General features: G+C 53.3%; 15 protein-coding genes. 6 read left to right on the top strand and 9 right to left on the bottom strand.

The window, feature by feature from the left end:
• Nucleotides 1-125: 125 nt before the first annotated feature.
• The 3 genes from EHT87_RS24155 (at nucleotide 126) to EHT87_RS24165 (ending at nucleotide 3,166) form a co-directional block, all read left to right on the top strand.
• On the top strand, nucleotides 126-1,418 hold the full coding sequence (locus tag EHT87_RS24155) for an MFS transporter (RefSeq protein WP_124909238.1): 1,293 nt from the start codon (nucleotides 126-128) through the stop codon (nucleotides 1,416-1,418).
• A 105-nt stretch (nucleotides 1,419-1,523) separates the two neighbouring features.
• Nucleotides 1,524-2,768 (top strand): sensor histidine kinase, encoded by a 1,245-nt coding sequence (locus tag EHT87_RS24160; RefSeq protein WP_124909239.1) that lies wholly within the window; start codon nucleotides 1,524-1,526, stop codon nucleotides 2,766-2,768.
• Nucleotides 2,769-2,794: 26 nt separating this feature from the next.
• Nucleotides 2,795-3,166 carry a hypothetical protein gene (locus tag EHT87_RS24165; protein ID WP_124909240.1) on the top strand — a complete coding sequence of 124 codons (372 nt, stop codon included), beginning with the start codon at nucleotides 2,795-2,797 and terminating at the stop codon, nucleotides 3,164-3,166.
• Between the two features lie 65 nt (nucleotides 3,167-3,231).
• Here the strand turns inward: EHT87_RS24165 and EHT87_RS24170 are convergent, their stop codons facing one another.
• From EHT87_RS24170 to EHT87_RS24195, 6 genes are all read right to left on the bottom strand, one after another.
• A complete protein-coding gene (locus EHT87_RS24170) occupies nucleotides 3,232-3,669 on the bottom strand; it encodes an energy transducer TonB (RefSeq protein WP_124909241.1) in 438 nt (145 codons plus the stop codon).
• A gap of 66 nt (nucleotides 3,670-3,735) precedes the next feature.
• Nucleotides 3,736-6,747 (bottom strand): PVC-type heme-binding CxxCH protein, encoded by a 3,012-nt coding sequence (locus EHT87_RS24175; RefSeq protein WP_124909242.1) that lies wholly within the window; start codon nucleotides 6,745-6,747, stop codon nucleotides 3,736-3,738.
• Between the two features lie 207 nt (nucleotides 6,748-6,954).
• Complete coding sequence (locus EHT87_RS24180; protein WP_124909243.1) at nucleotides 6,955-8,547, bottom strand: 3-keto-alpha-glucoside-1,2-lyase-like domain-containing protein; 1,593 nt, start codon at nucleotides 8,545-8,547, stop codon at nucleotides 6,955-6,957.
• A 34-nt stretch (nucleotides 8,548-8,581) separates the two neighbouring features.
• The gene (locus tag EHT87_RS24185) at nucleotides 8,582-10,090 is read right to left on the bottom strand and encodes a RagB/SusD family nutrient uptake outer membrane protein (protein WP_124909244.1); all 1,509 of its coding nucleotides are present in this window, start codon (nucleotides 10,088-10,090) and stop codon (nucleotides 8,582-8,584) included.
• A gap of 20 nt (nucleotides 10,091-10,110) precedes the next feature.
• A complete protein-coding gene (locus EHT87_RS24190) occupies nucleotides 10,111-13,521 on the bottom strand; it encodes a TonB-dependent receptor (RefSeq protein WP_185716338.1) in 3,411 nt (1,136 codons plus the stop codon).
• A 199-nt stretch (nucleotides 13,522-13,720) separates the two neighbouring features.
• On the bottom strand, nucleotides 13,721-14,737 hold the full coding sequence (locus tag EHT87_RS24195) for a FecR domain-containing protein (protein ID WP_185716339.1): 1,017 nt from the start codon (nucleotides 14,735-14,737) through the stop codon (nucleotides 13,721-13,723).
• Between the two features lie 149 nt (nucleotides 14,738-14,886).
• Here EHT87_RS24195 and EHT87_RS24200 point away from each other — a divergent pair, with 149 nt between their 5' ends.
• Complete coding sequence (locus tag EHT87_RS24200; RefSeq protein ID WP_124909246.1) at nucleotides 14,887-15,483, top strand: RNA polymerase sigma-70 factor; 597 nt, start codon at nucleotides 14,887-14,889, stop codon at nucleotides 15,481-15,483.
• 263 nt (nucleotides 15,484-15,746) lie between these two features.
• On the opposite strand, the gene EHT87_RS24205 is transcribed toward EHT87_RS24200, so the two are convergent.
• On the bottom strand, nucleotides 15,747-17,093 hold the full coding sequence (locus EHT87_RS24205; RefSeq protein ID WP_185716340.1) for a bile acid:sodium symporter family protein: 1,347 nt from the start codon (nucleotides 17,091-17,093) through the stop codon (nucleotides 15,747-15,749).
• A gap of 127 nt (nucleotides 17,094-17,220) precedes the next feature.
• Nucleotides 17,221-19,107, bottom strand: a complete 1,887-nt coding sequence (locus EHT87_RS24210; protein WP_124909248.1) for a LamG-like jellyroll fold domain-containing protein — start codon at nucleotides 19,105-19,107, stop codon at nucleotides 17,221-17,223.
• A gap of 280 nt (nucleotides 19,108-19,387) precedes the next feature.
• Here EHT87_RS24210 and EHT87_RS24215 point away from each other — a divergent pair, with 280 nt between their 5' ends.
• Nucleotides 19,388-21,751 (top strand): TonB-dependent receptor, encoded by a 2,364-nt coding sequence (locus tag EHT87_RS24215; RefSeq protein ID WP_124909249.1) that lies wholly within the window; start codon nucleotides 19,388-19,390, stop codon nucleotides 21,749-21,751.
• A gap of 69 nt (nucleotides 21,752-21,820) precedes the next feature.
• Complete coding sequence (locus tag EHT87_RS24220; RefSeq protein WP_124909250.1) at nucleotides 21,821-23,065, top strand: PepSY-associated TM helix domain-containing protein; 1,245 nt, start codon at nucleotides 21,821-21,823, stop codon at nucleotides 23,063-23,065.
• Between the two features lie 86 nt (nucleotides 23,066-23,151).
• Here the strand turns inward: EHT87_RS24220 and EHT87_RS24225 are convergent, their stop codons facing one another.
• Nucleotides 23,152-24,495: a hypothetical protein gene (locus EHT87_RS24225; protein WP_124909251.1), complete on the bottom strand. Its 1,344-nt coding sequence runs from the start codon at nucleotides 24,493-24,495 to the stop codon at nucleotides 23,152-23,154.
• Nucleotides 24,496-24,595 lie beyond the last annotated feature (100 nt).

A 24,595-nucleotide genomic window follows, 5' to 3' on the forward strand; every position in this document is an offset into this window, starting at 1 on the left:
TGATTCGGTTTTCGGTATACAGTTTACGGTGGCTGACGCATTCTACAAGGACGCGGCTAGCAGCCTGCGTCAGCCACCGTAAACCGTAAACTGCAAACCGGTAAACTCTAAACCCTAAACAAAAGATGGAGCAAGTCATTGGCAAGGCTCAAAAAACCCGGGTTCGGTACGGGATGCTGGCGCTCGTATTTATCAATGTCGTTATCAATTACCTGGACCGCAGTAACCTGTCCGTGGCCGCATCCAGCCTGAGCAAGGATCTAGAATTGTCTCCGGTTGAAATGGGGTATATTTTTTCGGCTTTCGGCTGGACCTACGCGGTTTTGCAGATTCCGGGGGGGCTCGTAGCCGACCGCTTTGGCCCCCGGATTCTGTACGCTTTTTGTTTGATTACCTGGTCGGTGGCCACCGTCTGCCAGGGCTTTGCCCGGGGTTTTGCGAGTCTTTTTGCGCTGCGTCTGGCCACCGGTATGTTCGAAGCGCCTTCGTATCCAATCAATAACCGGATCGTAACCAGCTGGTTTCCAGACAACGAGCGGGCAGCGGCTACGGCCATGTATGTTTCGGGACAATTCATCGGCCTGGCGTCCCTGACCCCGGTTTTAGTAACCATTCAGGCGTATGCGGGCTGGAAAGGCCTGTTCGTCATTACCGGTTTGGTCGGTTTAGTCTGGGGCGTCATCTGGTACCTTTCCTACCGTGATCCGCTGGATCATTTGGGCGTAAACCAAGCTGAACTGGAGTATATTGAAAAAGGGGGCGGTTTGTTCCGGGGAAAAAAAACGGGGACGACGCACACCAGTGTGTGGAGTTGGGAAAACATCAAGCTGGTGTTCAAAGGCCGGACGCTGTGGGGTGTCTACATTGCGCAGTTTGCGGTGAACGCCACACTCTGGTTTTTCCTGACCTGGTTTCCGACCTATTTAGTGAAATACCGGGGGCTGGATTTTATCAAATCCGGCTACCTGGCGTCCATCCCTTTTCTGGCGGCCTGCGCCGGGGTGCTTTTGTCGGGCTTTTTATCCGATAAGTTAGTCCGAAAGGGCTGGTCGGTCAGTGCGGCCCGGAAAACGCCGATCATCGTCGGACTCATTTTATCGACCAGCATTGTCGGTGCCAACTACAGCACCGAAACGGCCGCTATTATTTTCTTTATGGCCCTTTCGTTTTTTGGAGCCGGTATGGCCCTGATTTCCTGGGTCTTCGTGTCGCTGTTGTCACCCAAACACCTGATTGGGTTGACGGGTGGCGTTTTCAATTTCATGGGCAATCTCGCTTCCATCATTGTTCCGATTGTTATCGGGTATCTGGCAAAAGACGGCGATTTCAAACCGGCTCTGGTCTTCATCGGGGCCCTGGGATTGCTGGGCGCCTGTTCCTACATCTTTCTGGTGGGGAAAATTGAACGCAGAGCATAGGCATAAACGACTCCTACCACAAACTCCGAATAGAACGATCGCTTGACTGGATAAACACTTTAAGGCAGTAAATGATTATACTCAAAAGAAACACTGCCCGACGGAATGATTCATAAAGAGGTTGATTTATCGAGAGATATTGAGCGGGTAAAACAGATTCCCATCATAGCCACCCTACTGGACGTCGTGTGTCAGACAACCGGGATGGGGTTTGCCGCCGTTGCCCGGGTGACAGAGGAACGCTGGATTGCCTGTATTGTTCGGGATGAAATCCAGTTTGGGCTGGTTCCGGGTGGCGAATTACAGGTAGAATCCACCGTTTGTAACGAAATCCGGGCCCATCACCAGGCCGTCATTATCGACCATGTACAGGAAAGTGATGTTTATACGAATCACCATACGCCTTTACAATACGGTTTTCAAAGTTATATTTCATTTCCCATCATCCTCAAAAACGGTGAGTTCTTCGGTACGCTTTGTGCCATCGATCCCAATCCCGCGCAACTCAATAATTCGAAAATTACCGGCATGTTCAGCCTCTTCGCTGATCTGATTTCCTTTCATCTGCAACAGGTTGAACTACTGGAACAGAGCCACGATACGGTACAAAATCTGAGCCAGCAATTGACCAATTCGCAGGATGAAAACCGGCAGTATCAGCCTATTTCCAACCATAATCTCCAGGAACCGCTTCGGAAATTGAGGATTTTTAGTGAAATGCTAATCGATGCGACGGAGAAGACGGACATCGATCAGGCCAGGAATCTGGCGCTGAAGATTAATTCCAATGCGCAAAAAGTTTCCATGATGATCAAGGCTCTGTCCGGTTTTTCAGTGTTAGATGATGAGGAAGCTTTCTTTGAACAGGTTAATCTGAACAAGATCATCGCCGACGTATGCACCCGGCTAAGTCCTCAGTTGAAGGCCAAAAATGTAACGCTCCAGGTAGACGAACTGCCTCTGGTCAACGGCATACCGCTCCAACTGGAACAACTTTTCTATCATTTGGTCAATAATGCGGTTACATTTTCAAACAAAAATGCCACACCGGTTGTCACAATTTCCTGCAGCACGTTGCCCCATTCTCCCCTAAACGATGCGTTACGGGCTGGAAAACAATCCGGGTTTGTTGAGATTCAGATTAAAGACAATGGGGTAGGAATTGAAAAATCCCAGCTTGAAAAGATCTTTGACATTTTTTCCCAGGGGCCGTATAACAAAGCTCTGGCAGGTGGTGGGGTGGGGTTGGCCTACTGTCGTAAAATTATTCGCAATCACTCCGGACTCATCAAAGCCCAGTCTGAATTTGGAAAAGGAGCTACTTTTACCGTTATTTTACCGGCAATCTAATGGTTCGGCTAAACGTAACTGTAGCAATGGCAATGAGTAAAGGCGAAAAGGGCAGGATAATCGCGCATGTGCTGGCGGGCGTTGTTATCATTTTGAAAGGCGTTACGAAGTGGGAAGACCACCATGCCGTGCTGGGTAGTTTCTTTCTGTTGTTAGGACTTTTGCTGGTTGCGGCATCGGTGTGGCATCACCAGTTGAGCCGCTGGATTAAAAACTTTGATGTCCTGGTTTTCGCCATTGAAGCGCTGGTATTGGGATTAATTGCCTACCTGTACTACCAGGAGGGCAAGCAGGGATTGCCCTGGGTCTATGGGCTGACGTCAGTAGGCTATCTGATTTTGATGGTTATTTTTTCCCGTCGTGGTGTCGTTTCCAAAGCCCGGGTGAATCATGAGTAACCGGTAAACGGCGGGCATGACCAGAAAACCGCATTCCGGGACCAATCTGGAGCGGTTTCCAGCGGTTACCGGCTCCCTCTAATCCTGAAATTAACCGGCAGATTGAACCGGCAGGCCACCGCCCGACCCGCCTGCTTCCCCGGTATCCAGGTGGGCATCTTTTCGATAAGCCGTTTGGCTTCCGCATCCAGTTCCGGGCCAAGACTTTTCAACACCTGTACCTCTTCAATCCCGCCCACTTCGTTCACAATAAACGAAACGAAAACCCTGCCCTCCTGTCCGGCTTTCCGGGCGGCTTCGGGATACTTCAGATTCGTACGGATATACTCGCCCAGTTTGTTCATGCCACCCGGAAATGTAGGGGGCACTTCAACGATTGTAAACACCTCCCGATTGGCCGTTGCGGTGGTGTCGAGGTGCAGGCGCTCGCCTTGCTGGGCCTGGGCGGGTAGCCAAAGAAATCCCAGCAATGTCATTACCATCAGAAAGTTGAGTCTGGTCATGCGTTGGTTTCGAATGTTTCGTCCTCATTCAAAATACAAACTATCGCCCGGAAGCTTCAACTTTTTTTATTTAACGGGTTCATGACTCCCCAGTTCGCTCAAATACCGGATCAAGTCCCGCACGTCCTCTTCCGAATAGGCATCCATCAGCCCCGTTGGCATCAGCGAACCGCTTTCCGTCTGGCTCGCCAGTTCTTTTTTGTCGATAATCCGGCTTTTGGAAGAAGCCATTGTTTTGATGTGAATCACGTCGGCGGTTTCGAAAACCTTGATGCCCTGAATGATTTCCCCCTTTTTCGTTTCCACCTGCACGCGATTGTACCCTTCTTTGATATTCTGGTTGGGCCAAAGCACTTCCGTAATGATTTCCCGCGACGAAAGCCCCCGGCCAATGGCGGAGAGGTTCGGACCGATGGTGCCGCCCTGGCCGTTCAGCGCGTGGCAGGCCGGGCAACTGGGATTCGCCCGATAAATCAATTCGCCCCGTTTGGCGTCGCCCTGTTCCCCGACGGCTTTGGCCAGTTTTTCCACGTACTCCGGACTGTATTTTCGGGCGACAATCGTCCGTTCTTCGGCCAGCGCATTCAGGCGGGCGCTGAGTTCGGGCGCGTTGATTCCCTTGGTGGCCAGAGCTTCCAGCGCCAGCCGGGCCTGCGGTTTCGGCAGGGCGGTTTTTGCCAGTTCTGCCAGCAACGCTTTGATGCCGGAACGCTGATCGATCAGGGGCGTGATGGCTTCGCGCATGGCCTCGGCAGAACCGCCCGACCGCTGCATTTCCCGCACGGTGGCCCCGGCCGCCAGGGTCACATCCAGTTCACTGATGCCTTTCAATGCCGCCAGCCGGATCACGCGGGGCGTTTCGGCCGAACCGACCAGTTTCTGCAACAACGGCAGAGCCGCCCGTCCGTTCAATTCAACCAATGCCTTCAATCCTTCGGCCCGCACCCGCTGATCGATCGGGTAGCTGGTCGCCAGTGAACGGATCGTAGTCGCTGCCGAACGGATTTTCCACGCCCGCACCAGGTGAATGGCCGCCATGTTGACCTCGGCGGTTTTCGACGGTAACAGACTGTTTTTGAGCGAAAGTGCGGCCTTGGGCGAAACCGGTTGGGCATCGAGTTTACTCAGATTTTCGAGCAAAGCCGCATCGGTTTGGGCGGCTGGCTGGTTCAGGATAAACGCAATGTCGGCGGCTTTTCCGGTTTTCGCCAGGCTCAGCAGCAGACTGCGCCGAACGTCGGGCGAAAGATTTTCGGTGGCAATTACTTTCCGGTATTGATCCGCCGAATACCACGAAGGCGGTATAACGCTCACGAGCCAGGCCAGATGAGCCGGTTTTTTGAACGCGATTTTTCCGGTTTGTAGCGCCGGTTCCCACGCTTCCTGCAAGGCATACGCGGTTTTGTTCAGCGCATACCGGAGAAACTTGTCCATCGGCTGATTCAGCACCTGAGCCGCCAAAACCATCGCTTCGGGGCGGTGAACGGAACTGACGGCCACCAATGCCTCCAGCCGAACCCGCGCATTTTCGTCGGTAATCAACGGTTCCAGCAGCGCCAGCGGATCGGCAAGCCGGTCGGACCAGCGACCGGCCACGTGAGCCGCATACGCCCGCGCCCCCGATTCTTTGCCCTGGGCGAGCTGGCGGAGCAGGGCTTCATTCACGAGTTCGTGGCTTTCAAAAACGCCGAGCACTTCCATCAGGCAATGTTCGTAATTAGCATCCTGGGGGGCCAGTTTGCCAATCCAGTCGGTCAAAGCCGGTTTGACTTCCGCCAACGGTTTTTCGGCCAGGAGCCGCTTTGCCTGGTATCGCACCCAGTGTTCATCGGATTTCAATTGATCCAGCAAAACCGAAACCGGTTGCCCGGCCAGCTTCGGCGGCTGAACCAGCGGTCGGCCGGTGGCCGTAATCCGCCAGATTCGTCCGTGGGTTTTGTCGCGGTCGGGGTGCCGCATCGACGCCTGGTAGTGGCCGATAATGGGGTTGTACCAGTCCAGCACATACAAAGCACCGTCGGGACCCACCTTGACGTCGATGGGTCGGAAACTGCGGCTACCCGAACTTAGAATCGGGTCGAGCAAACGGGCCGAATAGCCGGATGAATCGCTGGTGACCCGCATCCGCTCGATTTTGTTGTTGTAGTATCCGGCAATGACAAAATCACCCTTCAGATCGTCCGGTAAGTGTTTTGTCCGAATGATTTCGATGATCGAGCCTTTGATGACGAGCTTGCCGATGGGCGGGAGCAGGGCGCGTTGGGCGGTTTTGACCAGACCCGGAACGGTGTAAAACAGCTCGGGGTCGTTGGCTTTGTGGAACATTTCGCCCCACTCGCCGAAATTCATCCCCCACGGATTGACGCTGGCCGTAGAGCCATCCAGAAAAGGATCGAGCTGACGGCGCAGCGGCCGATACCGCCAGATGGCGGCCCGGTCGGCTTTTTCGATGCCCCAGGCCGTTTCGACCCGGCTGTAAATGCTGTGCCCCTGCGAAAAAAACAACTCACCGCCCGGGCTCCAAATGAATGAGTTGATCGTCTGGTGCGAATCATGTGTGCCAAAACCGGACAGGAGGACTTCGCGCGTGTCGGCTTTCCCGTCGTGATCGGTATCTTTTAGAAACACCAGCTCGGTTTGTTCGCCCAGATACACCCCGCCGTGGCCGAGTTCGAACCCGAGCGGCATCATCAGGCCGTCGGCAAAAACCCAGGACGTATCCGCCTTGCCGTCGCCGTTGCGGTCTTCGAGAATGGTGAGTTTATCGACCGGTTTTTGGCCGGGTTCCAGTTGCGGATACGACGGAATGGTCAGCACCCACAACCGCCCTTTTTCGTCCCATCGCATGGCGCAGGGGTCGGCAATGCCGAGTTCTTCGGAAGCAAACAATTCGATTTTGTAGCCGTTGGCAAGCTGGAATGATTTGAGCTCGGCGGCTACTGAATTATCCGTTTCCGCCGGCGAAACCGACATCGGGTTGATCTGCCCCCGGCAGACATTTGTTCGGCCTAACAGGCTCAGAACCAAGGTAATCAGGAGCGGTATTTTATGCATAATGGGTTTAGTAACAGGAGTCATAAGGCGTTTGCCGGGTCATACAGCCCCCGGTTTTAACCGGGGATAACGGTAATCAGTTGGTCATTCGATATCAATAACCGTTTTAACGGTTTGGGGACCTTAAACCGTTAAAACGGTTACTCTGCCAGTGTTTTTTGCCTGATTTACCCACGGTTGAAACCGTCGGCTGGTGTTTTAATCCGGCTGGAATGGCGGTTCAGGAAAGCATTATCGGACCGGAGCCAGCTTGCTTTGTTCGTCCCTGATCCGCTGTTCGGCTTCCCGGATCAGCGGTTCGAAGGCTTTCATTTCTTCGGGAAAAATCCGCCGGTCCTTGTCTTTCCAGTCGTGGCTGAAGGGTTGCGTAATCCGGTCGCCGTTCAAAAACGCCCAGTTGCTCGGACGCCAGTAATTGAACCACAGGACATTCTTGGTCAGCACCTCTTTTTGAAGCGGAACCAGTTCCGTAGAAAACTCGCGCGGAGACTGGAGCGCTTTCATGATCAAAGCGGCCACCAGTCGCTGCCCGTCCGGGTTGAGATGCATCCCGTCGGTCGTCAGCGATCCGAACGACGGCGATGCCTGCAGCGGGTGAAACAGATCGATAAAACCGTACCCTTCCGATTCCGCCAGCTTCCTGATTTCTTCCGCGTACTGCTCAACGGGCGCGGTGGTCAGCGGATTCGCCGACTGAGCTTCGGGAGTCCGGTACGAACGGGCGGGTTCGAACGGAATGGGCGAAAGCAGGACGATGCGCCGGTCGGTTTTCCGGATTTCGTCCAGCCGTTTTTTATACGAAGCGACAAACTGGGGAAGGGCTTTGACACCGCCCAATGATTCCAGTTGCCCGAACTGCACAAACGCCACATCGGTGCCCAGGCTGTCCAGGTTCTTGCTCCAGCTTTTGAAACCGACATCCCGGAATTGCTCAAAAACCGTATCGCCGTCCCACCCCAGATTCCAGATGCGGAGTTTCGTTGTCGGGTGGGCCGCCAGAATCAGCGATTCCAGAATACCGTCTTTCCGCATCGTGGCGATGTTGGTTCCGCCTGCAAAAGCGATGACGTCGTCCGATTGGAGCTTCAACGGTAACCCGCTCTGGCGTTTATCGAGCGGTAATTTCAATTGCTGATCCAGTTGCGATTCAGTCAAACCGGCCAGTTCAACGTTCGGGTTGTGCACCAGCCGGTTGATTTTGTAGGTAACGGTTTGGGGCTCACCGCTGTGTATCTGAAGCGCTATGTATCCCGACGCGTCACCGCCCGGGTCTTTGATGGCAACGGCCAGTTTTCCATTGATGGCCGTCCAGATCCGGTCGCCCACCGCCAGAATCTCGTAGTGATTCCACTGCCCGCGCCTGACGGCTTTTTCGCCCCGATCCGACCAGTCCAGTTTCTGCCGACCGTGTTCGTGGTACAATCGTCCCCAAACGTCCCGGCCCATATCGGCCTGATATCCCAGCGCCTGCCCGGTGGCGTCGGCTTTTTGGGAGCGAAACTGAATCCCGGCATTGCGGTCGTCCGGTTCGAGTTTGACATCGATGCTCAGGTAAAAATTGGCCACTTTGACGGACGACCACAGGAACCGGTTTTTGGCAACCGGCTGGTCGGCCCGGCCCACGATGGCGCCGTCTTTCACCGACCAGTAGCTCCTGTCCGTTGCCGACCAGCCGGACAAATCCTTTCCGTTGAAGAACGTTTTATCCAGGCGGGGTTGGGCCCAACTGACGGAGTACGAAATTCCTAAAAATAGCACTATACAGTGCAACCCCTGTCGGGCTGCTGAATAAAAACCGTTGCCGGAGCTTCTGGATGAAGACATATGGATTTATTGGTTTAGGAATATCGGTCAGGATTCAATATCCCGGATTCTGTTTCATATCCGGATTGATGATGATTTCGCCGATGGGAATCGGATACAGCAAATCCCGCTCCGTAACGTTAAAAGCCGCGGCTGCGGGCGCACTACCCAGCGGGTAATAATATTTCTGCGGATTGGCCTTGATGCGCGCACCGTACTCGCTCATAGTCTTGACAGCCAGGCCACTGCGGACCAGATCATGCCAGCGTTTGTTCTCAAAAGCCAGCTCGATCCGGCGTTCGCGCAGGATCGCGTCGCGCAACGCCGTCTGGTTGGTAGCCGTTGTGTTGGGCAGCCCGGCCCGGGTCCGCACCTGATTCAGAAAACCCACCGCATCTGCCGAACGCCCCTGTTCGTTGGTGGCTTCGGCCAGCAGCAGCAGCACTTCCGAATACCGGTACACCGGCCAGTTTACACCGGTTTCGCCGTAGCGGGCGTGCGGAAACTGGTACTTTTTGATGTACGGCGTATTCTTATAGGTAACCCCCACCAACGGCGAGGGGCCGGAATAGAAACCGATGGAAGCTTTATACCGCTTGTCTTTGAGCGTATCTTCATAAGCCGCCAGCAAGTCCGGCGTTGGCGTATTGTAACAGCCATCTGTGTTTGAGGAAGACGGTTTTACACCCGTAATGACCGATGGATCAGCCAGTACCGGCAAAAACTTATACGGCATGTAATTGCTGACCGCCTGCGAAGTGCCTTCTGCGTACTGAACATCGAAGATGATTTCGCTATTTCCTTCATTGGTCGGCTTGAAAACATCGCCGTAGTCGGGCAGTAGCGCGTAACCCTGGGTTGTCACGGATTTTAAAGCCGCTTCGGCTTCGGGCCAGCGTTTCTGGTTGATATACACGTCAGCCAGCAGCGTATAAGCCGCTCCCGATGCAACGCGCCCGGCGGTTTGGGCGGCTTTGGCGGGCAGGAGTCTGGTGGCCAGTTCGGCATCGGCAATGATCTGTTTGTAGACTTCGCTGCTATCGGCGCGCGGCTTGAACGTATCCTTATACGAACCGGCGGGTTCGAGGAAAATCGGGACGCCCCCGAAGTTTTTGAGCAGATCGAAGTAGGCAAAAGCGCGTAAGAAATACGTCTGACCTTTCAGGTTATCTTTAATCGCCTTGTCGAAATCAACCTGGTCGATTGTACTCAAAACCTGGTTGGCCCGGGCGATGATCAGGTAATCGTTGGTCCACTTTCCGGCGGTATTGCGGTTGTTGTTTTCCAGCGTAAACGTCGACGGATCTTCTTCCGGTTTCGGGCCGCGCTGGGCAATGTTGAACACAAAATGGGTGTTGTCAGACCGCATTTCGTTCAAGATCCAATCCTGATTATACAGCCCCTGCAAGGGCGCATAAATTCCACCGACGGCCTGCTCAAAATCTTCCTTCGACTGGTAGAAACTGGCCGGTGTCAGCACGGTTTCGGGAACGACATCCAAAAAATTCTTGCAGGCACCTGCCGTGAGCAGCAAAAGTCCCGCGAGTAAAAATCTATTTTTCATGGTGATCGAATTTGCTGTTTTTAGAAACCGACGTTGACGCCAAAACTAACCGTGCGGGGTACCGGGTACGAATTTTCGTCGATGCCCGGCGAACTGCCGCTGGCCGAATTCCGGGTGTTCACTTCGGGGTTAGGACCGGGATAGTGGGTGATCACAAACGCATTCTGAACGCTGCCATACACCCGCAACCGGCGAATCGGTCCGCTGGCTTTTACCGGAATGGCGTAGCCGAGGGTGATGTTTTTGAACGAGAGGTAACTGCCGTCTTTGATGTAGCGGGTGTGCCAGCGGTCGCGCTCGAGGTAAGTCGTTCCCTGTTTCACGCTGCCGTATTTTCCCGAACCCGGATCTTCCGGCGATTTCCAGCGGTCTTTTACTTCCCGCAGGACGTTGAAAACGCCATCCAGATTAGTTGTCCAGTTTTCGTATTGCGTCAGAATCTGGTTGCCGTAGGTGCCGGTGAGGGTCAGGGAGCCGTCAAAATTACCGTACGTAAAGGTGTTTGTCATCCCGAAAATGAAATCCGGCCAGGGGTTTCCAATGTCGGTATAGTCTTCCGGAAACGTGATCTTGCCGTCGCCGTTCAAATCCCGAAACTTGATGGTTCCGACCTGTGAATCAGCGTATTTGGGCGAGCTGTCAAAATCCTGCTGGTTTTTATAGACGCCATCCTGAACGGCTCCGTAGAACAACCCGATGGGCCGGCCGACCTGCGACCGGTGGCTGTAAAAACCGTAGCTGCTGATACCGTGGAACAAAGCCGTCGTTTCTTTGGTCGACAGGCTGACGGTTTTGTTGCGGTCGAAGGAAATGTTGAAATTGGTATTCCACGAAAACCGTTTGGTGTTGATGTTGTAGGTATTGATCCCGATTTCGTGGCCCCACAGTTTCAACTCGCCGATGTTGGTCTGGATGGTATTGAAACCGGACGATTGGGGAACGGCCACGTTAAAAAGCAGATCGCTGGATTTCGTGGAATAGTAATTATAGGTCAGCTGGATGCGGTCGTTCAGGAAATAGAGGTCGGCACCCAGGTTCAACTGTTTCTTGCGTTCCCAGCCCAAACTGTTGTCACCCAGGTTGGTGGTGGCCCGGCCCTGAAACAGACTGTTGTTGAAGGCGTAATAAACCGGACTGACAGTGGAACGAAAGGTGTAATTTCCGATGTCAAAATTACCGGTGGTGCCGTAACTGGCGCGGAGTTTGAAGAATGAAACCGGTTTGAGAGTCCAGAAACTCTCCTTCGACACAATCCAGCCCACGGAAGCCGACGGGAAATTTCCCCACCGATTGTCCGGCCCAAACCGCGACGAACCATCCCGCCGAACCGAAGCCGTGAAGAGGTATTTGCTCTTGTAATTGTAGTTCAACCGCGCCAGGTAGGAGAGGAGCGCCCACTCCTGCACCCCGCTGGTGACCACCACCCGCCCGGCGGCACTGACGGCCTGGATCTTGTCGTCGGCATAATTGGTGGCGGTCACTAGGGTGCTTTCACCCCGGTAGCGTTGCGCCGTAAAATCCACCAGCGCGTCGATGGAGTGGCCGTTGAAATCGGTTTGGTACATCAACGAGTTTTCATTCACCCAGTTATACGACCGGCTCGTGTTGTCCGAACCGCTCGGAATGCGGGGCGGGGGCGTGAACATGACGCCAATGGTCGACGGATTAAACTGAAACACATTAGCATTGCTCATCTGAACGTTCACCGTCGTCTTGGCCGTCAGCCCTTTCAGGATTTTGTATTCGACAAAGGCATTCGACAGCAGTTGCAGGTTTTTGCCTTCGTACACTTTCTCCTTCGCAACGCGCAACCAGTTCGGATTGCCAAACGTCGCCGGGTCGGAAGCCGTCAGCGTCAGGCTGCCGTCGGGATTGTACGGACTCGCCAAAGGCGTGGTCGCCAGGGCCGCCGAAACGATGTTTTCGGAACCATACGGTCCGCCGTCGGTGGCAAAATTGGTGTTGGTGGCGTAATTCGGGGCTACATTAAAACCGATTTTCACCTTCGGGCTGGGTGTAAAAACCGAGTTGACGCGCAGCGAAAGCCGCTGGTAGCCCGTTCCGACAACGACGCCTTCCTGACTGAAATAACCGCCCGTGACCGACGTGCTGAAATTTTTCATGCCCGCGTTGACGGTCAGGTTGTAACTCTGAATGGGAGCGGTTCGGGTGATGGCGTCGTACCAGTCGGTGCCTTTTCCGGCGTATTGTTCGGGATTTTGAAAAACCGGATTCACCGGGCGCCCGTTCAGTTCGGCGATCTCTTTCTGAAACTGCGCGTATTCCTGGGCGTTCATCATCGTTAGCCGGCGCGATTTCGGGATCTGTTCAAACCCGTAATAGGCGTTAAAATCGATCTGCGTTTTTCCGGGAACGGCGGTTTTGGTCTGGATCAGCACCACGCCGTTGGCCGCCCGGGACCCGTAAAGCGAAGACGCTGCGGCATCTTTCAGGATGCTAATGCTCTCAATTTCAGCGGGGTTGATGGTGTTGATATTTCCGGAAATCGGCATACCGTCCACCACATACAGCGGATCGGCCCCGGCGGTGATCGAAACCGCCCCCCGGATTTTGATGTTCATGCCTTCGCCGGGCCGTCCCGAAGTCTGGTCGATGCGCACCCCGCTCAGTTTTCCCTGCAACAATTGTCCCACCTGGGCCACGGGCGCGTCTTTCAACTGCCGTTCGGAGATGGTCGAAATGGCCCCGGTAATGTCTTCCTTTTGCTGCGTTCCGTAGCCGACCACCACCACTTCGGCCAGCGCCTTGGTGTCGGTTTTTAGCAGAATATCAACCGCCGATCGATTGCCGACCACCACTTCCTGCGGCAAATACCCCACGAACGAAAAAACCAGCGTCGCGTTTTCATCCGGTACCGCAATCGTATAGCGGCCTTCGGCGTTGGTGGAGGTTCCGCGCTGCGACCCCTTGAGGACGACGCTCACGCCCGGAAGCCCTTCGTTTTTTTCGTCGGTAACTTTGCCCGAAACCGAAAGGTCCTCTTTGGGCTGGACCGGTAAGGGTTTGATTTCCCGCAGAACCTCGCCGGTATTCAGAAAGGACGTCTTTTTTCGGTTTCGTTTGAGCACAATCTGCTCATTGGTGGATTTGTATTCGATTTGCAGGGGTGCCAGAAGCCGGTCGAGGACCGTAGAAAGGGGCTCGTTCAGCGCCGTGATGCTCACTTTTTCGTCGACCGGAATCATGTTCCGGCTGTAGGCAAACCGGACGTTGGCCCGGCTTTCGATTTCGGAAAGCGCTTTTTGCAGCGGTATATTTTCAGCCTTCAGGCTAATATTCCTTTTCAGAAGATCCTGCGCGTCGGATTCCCGGGCGTAGGCAACGGCCGTAAGCAATCCGATGAGCAGAATTTGGAGCAACGATAACCGCATAATGGCATATGCTGTCTTGTAATTTAGAAAAAAATGCATAGGTTTGGGTGGTTAAATTGAACAACAAGAAGCCAATCATCACCTTCCGGGTGATGGTATTCTGGAGCGCTTGTTCAGAGTCAGGAGTGCCGCAATCACTCCTGATTTCCTTTATAAGCCCGGTAAGAAAAGGTGCTGTCGTTTTGGCATAGAAGAGGGTTTATAGAATGTAATTGGTACGCGTCTTTTGGCTTTTGTTTTACTCCGCATTGCCACAACCTTCCCCGTCGATCACAATACTGTCACCCCGCATTTCGTAGGTAGCTTCTACCATTTGGGTTGTTATTTCCAGGATTTCCGCCAGGCGGTTGTGGTCAAAAGTGGCTTTCAGGCGGCAATTGGCCAGATTGGGGTTAGCGAGCCTGATTTTTATTCCGTATTTCTTTTGGAGCCGCATCGCAATTTCCGACAGTTTTTCGTCCTCAAACGTGAGCGAAATGGGTTGCCAGGTGTCCACTTTTTCCCGGAATTTCGAGAGTTCCGTAGACGTCAGCAAGCCCGATGCCACTTCGAAAACCGCCTGTTGGCGGGGCAGTAACAGCACCGATTTTGCCTGGCCTTTCCGGTCAGGAACCGACACCGACACCTTGCCGGTTACCACCGAAACTTCGTACCGCGATTGGTCCGGGTTGGATTTTACGTTAAAACTCGTGCCCAACACCTTCACCAGCAATTCATTACTCTTGACGAAGAAAGGCCGGGCCGGATCTTTGGTGACCTCAAAAAACGCTTCGCCTTCGACGCTCACCGTGCGCGACGTTTCGGAAAAAGCACCGGCCGCATACTGAATTTTGGCGTCGGGATTCAGCCAGACTTTGCTGCCATCCGGCAATTGGTGACGAACCACCTGCTTCTCAGTATTGACAATGGAAACAGCCCTGGCCGTCGGTTCCGATGCGGGTTGGGCGGTATTCAGGTAAAAATACAATCCCAGACTTCCAACCAGAATGACCACCGCAGCCGCAGCATACCGCCAGAAACCTGGGGCCAGCGGGCGTACGTTGTCGGCTCGTTCCGGCGGGGTTTCAGACTCGGTTTTGAGGTTGACGATTTCCTGAATCTTTTTCAAATGCCGGGGCTGGTTAAATTCCCGCCTATCGGCTTTCTCCGCGTTCAGGGCCGCATACCATTGCTCCACCTGTTCAACTTCTTCGGGGTTGCACGTTCCGGCGAGATACTTTTTCAGCAGGTCGGGTGAAATGTCTTTTGGGCTCATAGGTTCGTCGGGGCAACTGGCCATTCGTTGGCGTCTTTAGGGATAAGACGCACGAAAGCCCGGCAACCCTGGTGGGATTTGAAGAAAGTTTATAACAAATACTATCCGAAAGCTTAGTATTATTGCATCCGGCATGCTTTTAAGATTCGATGCACAACCTGTACCGCGATAGTGACGCCAACACGCTGTGGCAGTTGGTGAAGACGAAGGCCGATTCGGCGGCTTTTGCGGAACTGCACGCCCGATTTTCCGGAAAACTCTACGCACTGGCCTACCGAAAAACCGGTGACAGTGATGTTGCTGAAGATCTGGTCCAGGATCTATTCGTAACGCTCTGGGTTCAGCGGGAAACCCTTTCCATCGACAAAACCATCAACGTCTATCTCTTTTCGGCGCTGAAAAACCGGATCATTTCCCACCTGCGGAAGCAAATTCTTCACAAATCGGTTTCGCTGGATGAGGTGTATTCGGAAGTGCTCGTTTCGCATTCGGCCAACGTCGTGCAGGACTGGATTCAGGTTCGGGAAGTACAGGAAGTGTATCTGCGGGAATTGAAAAATCTGCCCGAAAAAAGCCGGGAAGTGTTTGAACTCAGCCGCAGCGGTCTGGCTAACAAGGAAATTGCCGAACAACTCGGTCTGGCCGAAAAAACCATCGAATTTCACATCAGCAAATGCCTGCGGGTGCTGCGGGTCAGGTTGTTGTACGTGGTCGGGGTTTTGTCGACCTTGCTACTGGTGAATTAACAGGAGCTTAGTTGCCTGGAGTAGAGTTGTTTACAACGGAGGGGTTTTCTATTAATGCCAACAGGTGGTGAATGAACAGGAACTTAGTTAGCCGTGGTATGGTGGTTCCCCCCGCAGGGGTTTTCGGTTAATAGCAACACATTCCCTGTTCATACGAAGCCCCGGCGGGGCGGTCTAAACTGGTGCGATGCGTTTGCTAGTAAGAAAACCTTTCCGGGGTTCAAGCAGCCGAAATTTGTACAGTCGCTTACCGGTAATCCAGCTTATTGCGATCGACTGCCCGAAAACGCGCTGGCGGGCACTTCCAGTTCAGGGTGGTCCGGCAAACCGCTGGCGGTATTTTCGCCCGTTGGTCGTTTCCGAAACCAGTTGGCCAGTGCGGAACCCGTCACGTTCTGCAACGGACCGAAAATAGCTGAGGCCAGTCCCAACGTCGCCACTTTGCCCATTTTCAGGGCTAATCCAGTGGCCACTCCGCCGTTTTGCATCCCAACCTCAAACGCAATCGTCCGGCGATCCCGCTCGGGCAGGCCGAAAAGCAAGGCCGTAAAATAGCCGATACTTAACCCGATTACGTTGTGCAAAAGACAGGTAATGATCAGCAGACCACCAACTTGCAGCAGATTGTCGCGCCCCGAAGCCGTGATGATAACGGTATTGATTACGATGCCGAGCATGGCGATAAACGACAAACCGCTTTCGATCCTGGGTCGGTCGATGGACTTCGCATTTTTCAGCATGATGGCGCTGATCATCGGCAATAGGTAAAACCAGAAGGTCGAGGTGAGGAGAGCGGTCAGAAAACCCATTCCGTCGGCTTTCGTAACCACCATCATGACCAGATTCGTCACCAGAATGATACCGGCAAAAGCCAGCAACTGGACGGTTCGGGTGCGTTTGGTTTCCTTGCCAAAATAAAACAGGTTGAAAATAAACCCGGCTACAATCGGGATGACGATCATGTTGGTGATGTCGATCATCATGTGGGCAATGTCGATTTCGACGTACTGGCCACCCAGCCATTTCATTAGAAACGGCGTAATAAACGGTGATAAAATGGTCGAACAGGCCCCGATAGTAACGGCCAGGGCCAGATTCGCCCCCGACAAATACGACATCACATTGGACGCCATCGCGCTCGAAACACAGCCGATCAGGATAACGCCCCCCGCAATTTCGGGTTCAAAATCGAACAGGTGCGAAAGCGAAAAACCGACCAGCGGCATCACCATAAAATGGCTGCAAACCCCGATCAGGACGCCTTTCGGCATTTTGACGACGCCCTTAAAATCGTCGAAACTCATGTGTGAACCCATGCCAAACATGGTAAGTTGCACAAAGGGAACGATGAGCCGTTTGAGTTGAAAACCGCCAACGGTGAAGAAATACGTGGGGTAAAACATCGCCAGCGTCACGGCCGCCAGAATCCAGACGGTGTAGGAAAAGCCTTTCAGTTGGGCAAAACCCCGAAAAGCCAGCGCCAGCAAAACCAGCGTCAGCATCAAAACCGGGCCGGTTTTTGCCAGATCATCCGATGCATACAGAAACGCTGAACCCGCAAAGGCCAGACCGGACAAAGTCAGCAGAATCAACGAAAGGCGACGCGGCATAGTCATCGGGTTGGTTTATAGGTTCATAAGCTTAAATTCCGTTGTGGATACTCATTCGACGGACGCTTCAGTACACATTGGAGGGCGTATGCCCCGGAGTTTATACCTGCTATTTTTTAAACTTGGTTTAGTGGGTTTTAGAAAACGCGTTGTAATTCCCGATGGCTTCCGACACCGTCAATGCCCGGTTGTAAATGGAAAGCTGGCTGATCCGTCCGTTGAGCTGTGTTCCGATGCTGATCTGCGCAGCACCACCGGCCGACTTCAGATACGGATTGAACCGGCCCCAGCCAAACTGCCGGGTGTTGCCGCCGTCGTTGAGGTTGCCATCGACCACGAAGGCGATGATGTGCGGACCGCCATCGACGATGACGCTGAGGTGGTGGTTCTGATTGGGTTTCAGCAGACCTTCGTCACAGGCCCAGGCCGATTCGGTGCGGCCGTCGTTCATGGCAAACTCGACCGTTTTTTTGTCCGTCGTTCGCAAAAACCAGCCTTTTCCGGTGGGGTCACGGGCGTCGAGCAGAATCTGGTTATCAGACAGGTTGGTGAGGTTGAAGCTGAGATCGATGGTAAACCCGTTGGGCACATTCATGCCCGGCTGTTCCAGCTTTTTCGTGTTTCGGACATACCAATCGGGCAGGGACGGAGCGGCAACCGATTGCGGAAATTTTCCCGATTGATACGACCAGGTGGTTACCAAACCGTCCTGTGTTTTTTTCGAATTGTCGAACTGGTTCCACAAACTCGTCAGCAGTTTTGTATCGACCTGATGGACGCGAGCGATGTCTTTCTGCGTTTCGGTGATGTAATAGGCCCCTTTGTCTTCGATCAGATCGGGGTAACTCATTCGGATCAGCGGGTCTTCGTCGTACAGTAAAATCTCGGGCTGGCTCCACCGGATGATTTTCCCTTTGGGCGAATCGACTTCTACACCGCCCGAAATCCAGGCCGGATTGCGGTCTTCGTAGGCCATGTTGCGCCGTTTGGGATGCTCCCGAATAAACCGCCCGCCGTGGTTATGAAACCAGTAAAGGTATTTTCCGTTCTCGCATTTCCAGACAAAATTAGCCGCTCGCGGATGCTTCATCAACGGCCCGTTGCCATACCGCATGTACTGGGGCGGTTCCCACGTATGGCCGGCATCCCGGCTGTAGGTATAGGCCGGATGGCCGTCGATGGTCCGGTAAACACAGAAAAAAGAACCGTCGCTCAGCACCACAACATTTTGCTCTTCGGCAATCGGGCCGCCGTCCTTCGCCGGGGTCCGCAGGCCGATTTCGCCGTCGGGCAGCGTGTTCCAACTGGCCTGTGCCGGATCGTTTGCCGTCAATAAATCCGGACTTTGCAACAGGGCGCCTTCGCTGGTGGTAAAAAAACCTTCGCCAAAACCGCCGACTTTATGGATCGGAACGTAAGCTGATTGGTTGTGCGTAAACGCCCGGCCGACATTCCAGAAGTATTGAATTTTCCCCTGATACGGGTTTTTTTTGTCGATTTCAAAATTGCGGATGGGTAGGGTGATTCGGTTGGCCGACCAGGTTTTGCCGTTGTCATCGGAATATTTAAAGACAAAATACCCCTGGCTGTCCACCCGCTTGACCAGGCCATCGGGATACGGCGGATTGTCGCCTTTCACCGCCCGGATGTTGTCGGTATTGTGGTTGTAAAAAACGAAAATCCGGCCCGATGGGGCTTTTAACAGCACAGCATACGACGCTTCCGGCCCGTCGCCCGGCTCGACATCCCGTTTGTCGATCCAGGTTTTGCCCTGATCGAGACTTCGTTGGGAAATAATGTGCTGGCCCGACGCCCCTTCGTGGCCGGTTCCGGTGGTCAACACGCACAACCATGCGCCGTCGTTGGTTTTGACGATATATGGCTGATCGCTGTACGTTTCGTCGGGAATCACCATCCCGGTTTTGATATCACGCGCATCCTGGGCCATCAGCGTTCCGGTCAACGCGACGCACAGAACCAGCGACAGGCCGGTTGTTTTCAGATTCGGTAGCATAGTTTCGACGATTTTTCAAAGTCGGAAGTACGGCCAAAAACACGCTCCAGCAAACCAGAGGCACGATTTTTTGCCAAATTAGTTGCGTGCGCTTCTGATCTATCGTATGTTTGCTTAATTGTTTGTAATAAGTCTAAATAAGTATAAACATTGCCAGAACGAATTGAATCGGTCTTGTACTTATTGCAAACGCATAAAAAACCCGGTGCACTGTCGCCAAACCTTACACCGGGTATCCGTTAAATCATCCACTAAAACGATTAACAGAGTAAACAAAAGTATGAAACATTTTACACACCTGGTGCTTATCGTCAGGATAAGCATTTGCTGCCTCATTGTCCAGATTTTCTCCTCCACGTCCTACGCAGAAAACCGACCGGTAGAATCCGGAAAAGGAACCATCAAAGGCTTCGTTCAAACCGCTGACGGCAAGCCCGCCGGATTCGTAAACGTTTCTCTGAAAGGATTAGCCAAAGGGTCAATTACGAATGAAAAAGGGGAATACCTGATCAAAAACGTGCCGGAAGGTCCGCAAACGGTGGTCGTTCAATTACTCGGCTATTCACCGATTGAGCTGAATGTGACCGTTGCGCCGAACGAAACGACTACGATTCCGGCCATTAGCCTCAACGAAGATTCGACCACCCTGCAGGACGTTTGGGTGCGGGGTAATGTAAACAAATTTGCCACTAAAGAATCGGAGTATGTAGCCCGCCTGCCCCTCAAAAATCTGGAAAACCCGCAAGTCTATACCGCCGTCAGCAAAGCGTTAATCAGCGATCAGGTCATTACCGATTTCAAAGAGACGCTGCGGAACGTACCGGGCGTTGCCCCGATCAATAATCCGGCGGGCGGAACGGGTGCCACCGTCCGGGGATTTACGGCGAACACGACCGTCCGCAACGGCATGGCGGTGCAGATTTACCAGTCGGATGTCATCAACCTGGAACGCGTGGAGGTTATCAAAGGCCCTTCCGGCACGTTGTTTGGTTCCAGCCTGGTGGGTTTCGGCGGACTGATCAACCAGGTCACGAAAAAACCGTTCGAAACATTCAAAGGCGAGGTTGCCTACACGGCGGGAAGCTACGAACTGAGCCGCTTTACGGCCGACATCAATACGCCGTTGAACGCCGACAGAACGGTTTTATTTCGGGTCAATGCGGCTGCTCACTCGGAAGGGTCGTTCCAGAACTACGGTCACAACCGTCGCTATACGGTTACGCCCAGTCTGTCGTACAAAGTGGATGACCGGTTGTCTTTTTCATTCGACGCGGAGCTTAATTCGACGAATCGATCGACGGTGGCGTATTATCAAAACTTACCCAAAACGTCCTATCGTAGCTTTAAGGATATTCCCATTCCCGTCAAAACATCGCTGGGCGGAGAAAACATCGACGCCAGTATTACCGCACTGAATTATTCGGCGGGCGCCCGGTACGTGATCAATCCGCAGTGGACGTCGCAAACGAACGTGGCCATTGGCACTAACCGCATCGAACACAGCAACCAGATTTATCCCAACTGGACCAGCGATACCACCTTTAACCGCAACATCTCGAACTACGGCCCCCGGATTTTTACCTCCATCAACGCCCAGCAGAATTTTGTGGGCAGCTTTCAGTTGGGTAGCTTCCGAAACCGGCTGTTGGTGGGGGTGGATCTGTACACCTTCACGAGTCAGCTCCGGTTCACGGACGTCGGCACCTACGATGTTGTCAACACGAAGCGGCCGATTCCCGGCATCAATCTGGAAAAAGTAAATGCGCTGGTGGCTACCAAAACCAACTCGAACAACGAGACAAAGCTGAGCACCTACAGCGCCTACGCGTCGGATGTGATCAATCTGACCCGGAAACTGGTCGTCATGCTGAGTGTACGGGTGGATCGCTTTGTGAACAATCCGACCATCACCAATGGCGTGGCCGCTAAAAATGATTACGGGCAGACGGCGGTATCGCCCAAATTCGGGCTGGTTTACCAGCTCATACCGGATCAGGTGTCGGTATTTGGGAATTACATGAACGGTTTCCAGAATGTGGCCCCCGTGGTTCAGCCCGACGGAACAACCTCGGTCTTTAAACCCCTGAATGCCAACCAGTGGGAGGTGGGCGTGAAGGCCGACGCGTTCAACCGGAAACTCAGCGGAAGTGTCAGCTACTACGACATTGCCATTCGGAACGCCACCCGCGTCGAAAATAGCTTCACGCTGCAGGATGGTTCCCAGAAAAGCAAAGGCTACGAAATTGAGCTGATCGGTAATCCGGTAGCGGGTCTGAATATCGTTGCCGGGTATGCAAAGAATGAAAATAAAGTGGTGAAAGCGGTCGATTTTGTCGGCAATTACGTCGCTCAGGCCCCCACGGATTTTGCCAATCTCTGGGTAACGTACAAGTTTGTAGGGAAAACGCTGCGAAACCTGGGTCTGGGCGTTGGCGGTAATTACGTTTCGGATTGCTATTTCGACGCGGCCAATCTGATCACCATTCCGGGGTATACCGTCCTCAATGCGTCGGTATTTTTCGACCAGCCGAAATGGCGGTTCACACTCAAAGGCAACAACCTGGCCGACGTGGCTTATTTCTCCAACTGGGGGTTGCCCCAGCCGCTGCGGCAGGTAACGGGTTCACTGACCTTCCGGTTTTAATGGACCGGGGGTTGCTGAAAGCCAACCCCCGGTTTCTTTCCTTTTGTTTTACGCTATTGCCCGGCAACCATGAAGAAATCAAAACGCTCTCTTTTCCGACGAGTCAACGAATGGCTCCACTTATGGCTGGGCCTGTTTTCGGGCATCGTCGTATTTGTGGTGTGTATAACCGCCTGTTTTTGGGTGTTTCGGTATGAGGTCTGGTATTTTACGGAACCTTACCAGCGCGTTGTGCCTCAAAATCAGCCTTTTCTAGCGCCCTCCGTGCTGTTGGAAAAAGCCGACCGGTTCGTTTTTCAACAGGAAAAAAAGCACGTTGCGTTCACGGCGATCACCTACGGCGCGTCGAATAAATCCGTTTTTACCACCTACCAGCTTTCGGAAGGCAAGTACCAGCAGGTTTTTATGAATCCGTATACGGGCGCGATCATTCACCATAAAAAAGGCCCTTCGACCGCCGAAGCTTTTTTTATTTTCGTTCGAAGCGGGCACCGGTTTTTCTTTCTTCCTCCCAAAATCGGCAGCCCCATCGTCGGAACCGCCTGCCTTATTTTTCTAATTACCATGATTACGGGGCTGATCTGGTGGTATCCGAAAAAATGGACCTCAGCGACCCGCAGGAAGAGTTTCGCCATTAAATGGAAGGCGAACTGGAAGCGCGTGAATCTGGATCTGCACAATGTGCTGGGCTTTTACGCCCTGCTGGTGGCCCTGGCCTTGACGATTTCCGGGATCGTCTACAGTTTTCGGTGGTTCGACAAAGCGTATTTCTGGGTATTGACCGGCAAACCGTATGCGGGCATTTACGGAAGCGAGGAGGGCGACCCGGTATCCGATACCACCCAAACCGCCCGTTTGTATTCGAAACCGGAAGACCGGCTCTGGCAGTTGGTGCGCCGGGAACAGCCGGGCGAACTGGCCCGACTCAGCATATCGTTTCCCAAGGCCGCGAAGGATCCGTTTGAGATAGCCATCAATCCGAAAGAGGGAACCATTTATAAAACCTACGAGCGGTTTTTTGATCAGAACACGTTGCGGGAATTACCGTCTGAAGAGTCTCGAAAGTATGAAGAATTAGCGGCTGGGGAGAAACTTTACCGCATGAATTTTGACATTCACGTTGGACAGATTGGGGGATTGCCCACAAAAATCCTGGCCTTTTTTGTCAGCCTGATCGGGGCCAGTTTGCCCGTAACCGGTTTTCTGATCTGGTGGTTTCGGGGAAAGAAAGGCGGGAAGAAATCCCTGACTCCGGTCCGTCGGACCAGCGACGCCAATTCGCAGGAAGCAGTCGGTGTGGAGAAGCAGGCCTAACCGTGATTCGGCAGGATAGCCCGCGCTTTGTGTGGGCGGGCTATCCCTTTTCAGACGACCGAACGATTCCAACTGCGGTTTCGCCCTTATTTAAGCGATTTGATCCTGAATTCTCCTTCGATTGACTCACTGTTAAACGGCGCCGGACAAGGCCCGATCAGGTTATAGAATGTTCCCGTCAGGCGGCCCCGGATGTATTCAACCCCGTGAACTTCATCGACCTGAAGAATGGTAACGCCACCGCCTGAAACCTTGGGGGCTTTGGCACCGCAGGGAAAGTTAGCCGACAACCAACCATCAGCCCCCCCGTAACTGCGGGAAAACTCGGCCCAGGCACCTGTATCGGCCGCCTTGCCGTAGGCATAATGTCGCTGTAGCTTATCCGGATTCAGGTCATTTAGCAAAATATTCAGCGATTGAGCGGGGTTTTCATTCCAACCACCGATATGCATCAGTGTGCTCGTCCGGGTGAAGGCAAGATTGGTAAAGTTGAAGGGCACTCCACCGAAGTTGCCGGTGAAATAATCTTTCCCAACCAGGATACGCAGTAGCAAATAAACCTTTTTCGGACTGTTTTTGAAGGTAACCTCCGCTACAATCGTTACCGGGTTGCTGGGTGGGTAATTGCCTGGTGCGGTATAGGTGGCTTTATAAAATATCTCAAAGTCTTCTTCATTGACCCCCGTGGACTTGACCTTCCCGTTTGCATCTCCACCTACTACCGACCATTTGACGTCTTTCACATCCAGACCTATTTTGACTTCGTTTGAAGAACCCGGTTTTCCCGAAAGCGGTACCGGTGGTAACAAACAGTTATCGACTTGCAGATTCGTCGAGGCTCCTAAATCAACATAGCTATCCTTTGCCGGACCGCCCTCAAGAGTAATCATTTCCAGCCGGGCAATTTCGTAGGCACTCCAGTCGCTGAAGTGCGGCATAGACGCGGTAATCTGCCGGCTCACGGTATCGACGCTGACACGGGACATCCCCGACCAACTTTTATCACGCCCCTGAACAGCCACGCCAAATCCATCCAGGTCGTTAAGCGATACGTCTGCTTTCGCATATTGAAAGGTTAGTTGGGCGGGCTTGGCAAACTGCGTTCCATCGGGTGAAAAGCGATAGGCCAGTCCCAGCCCATTCGGTGCATGGTTGGAAATAGGCTGGATGGTAAGGTCGGTAGCCTTGCTGAGTGCCCCGGCCGGTACTATTAGCTGCACTTTACCATCGGCAGAAGCAAGCGTTCCGCCTTCCGGACCGATGGTTTTACTGGTGGCCTGGCCCTGAGGTTGCCCCACTTCTGTCGGGTGACCAACTTCTGTCGGGTGGACCACAGTTGAAGTAGGGTCGATTTCATTCTGATTTTGTTTGCAGCCGCTCAATCCGCTCAACAGAGCCCAACTGACCAGCAGGGAGTAACGTAGGTTCATTCCTTTATCGTTTAGTAGTTGCTGTTTATGATTCAAAAATGAGGAAACAGCCCTTTCTAAACTAGAAGGAGTTCGGTGGAGCAACTAAACGGCCCGGTCA

Source organism: Larkinella knui, from assembly GCF_003858645.1.
Lineage (GTDB): Bacteria > Bacteroidota > Bacteroidia > Cytophagales > Spirosomataceae > Larkinella > Larkinella knui.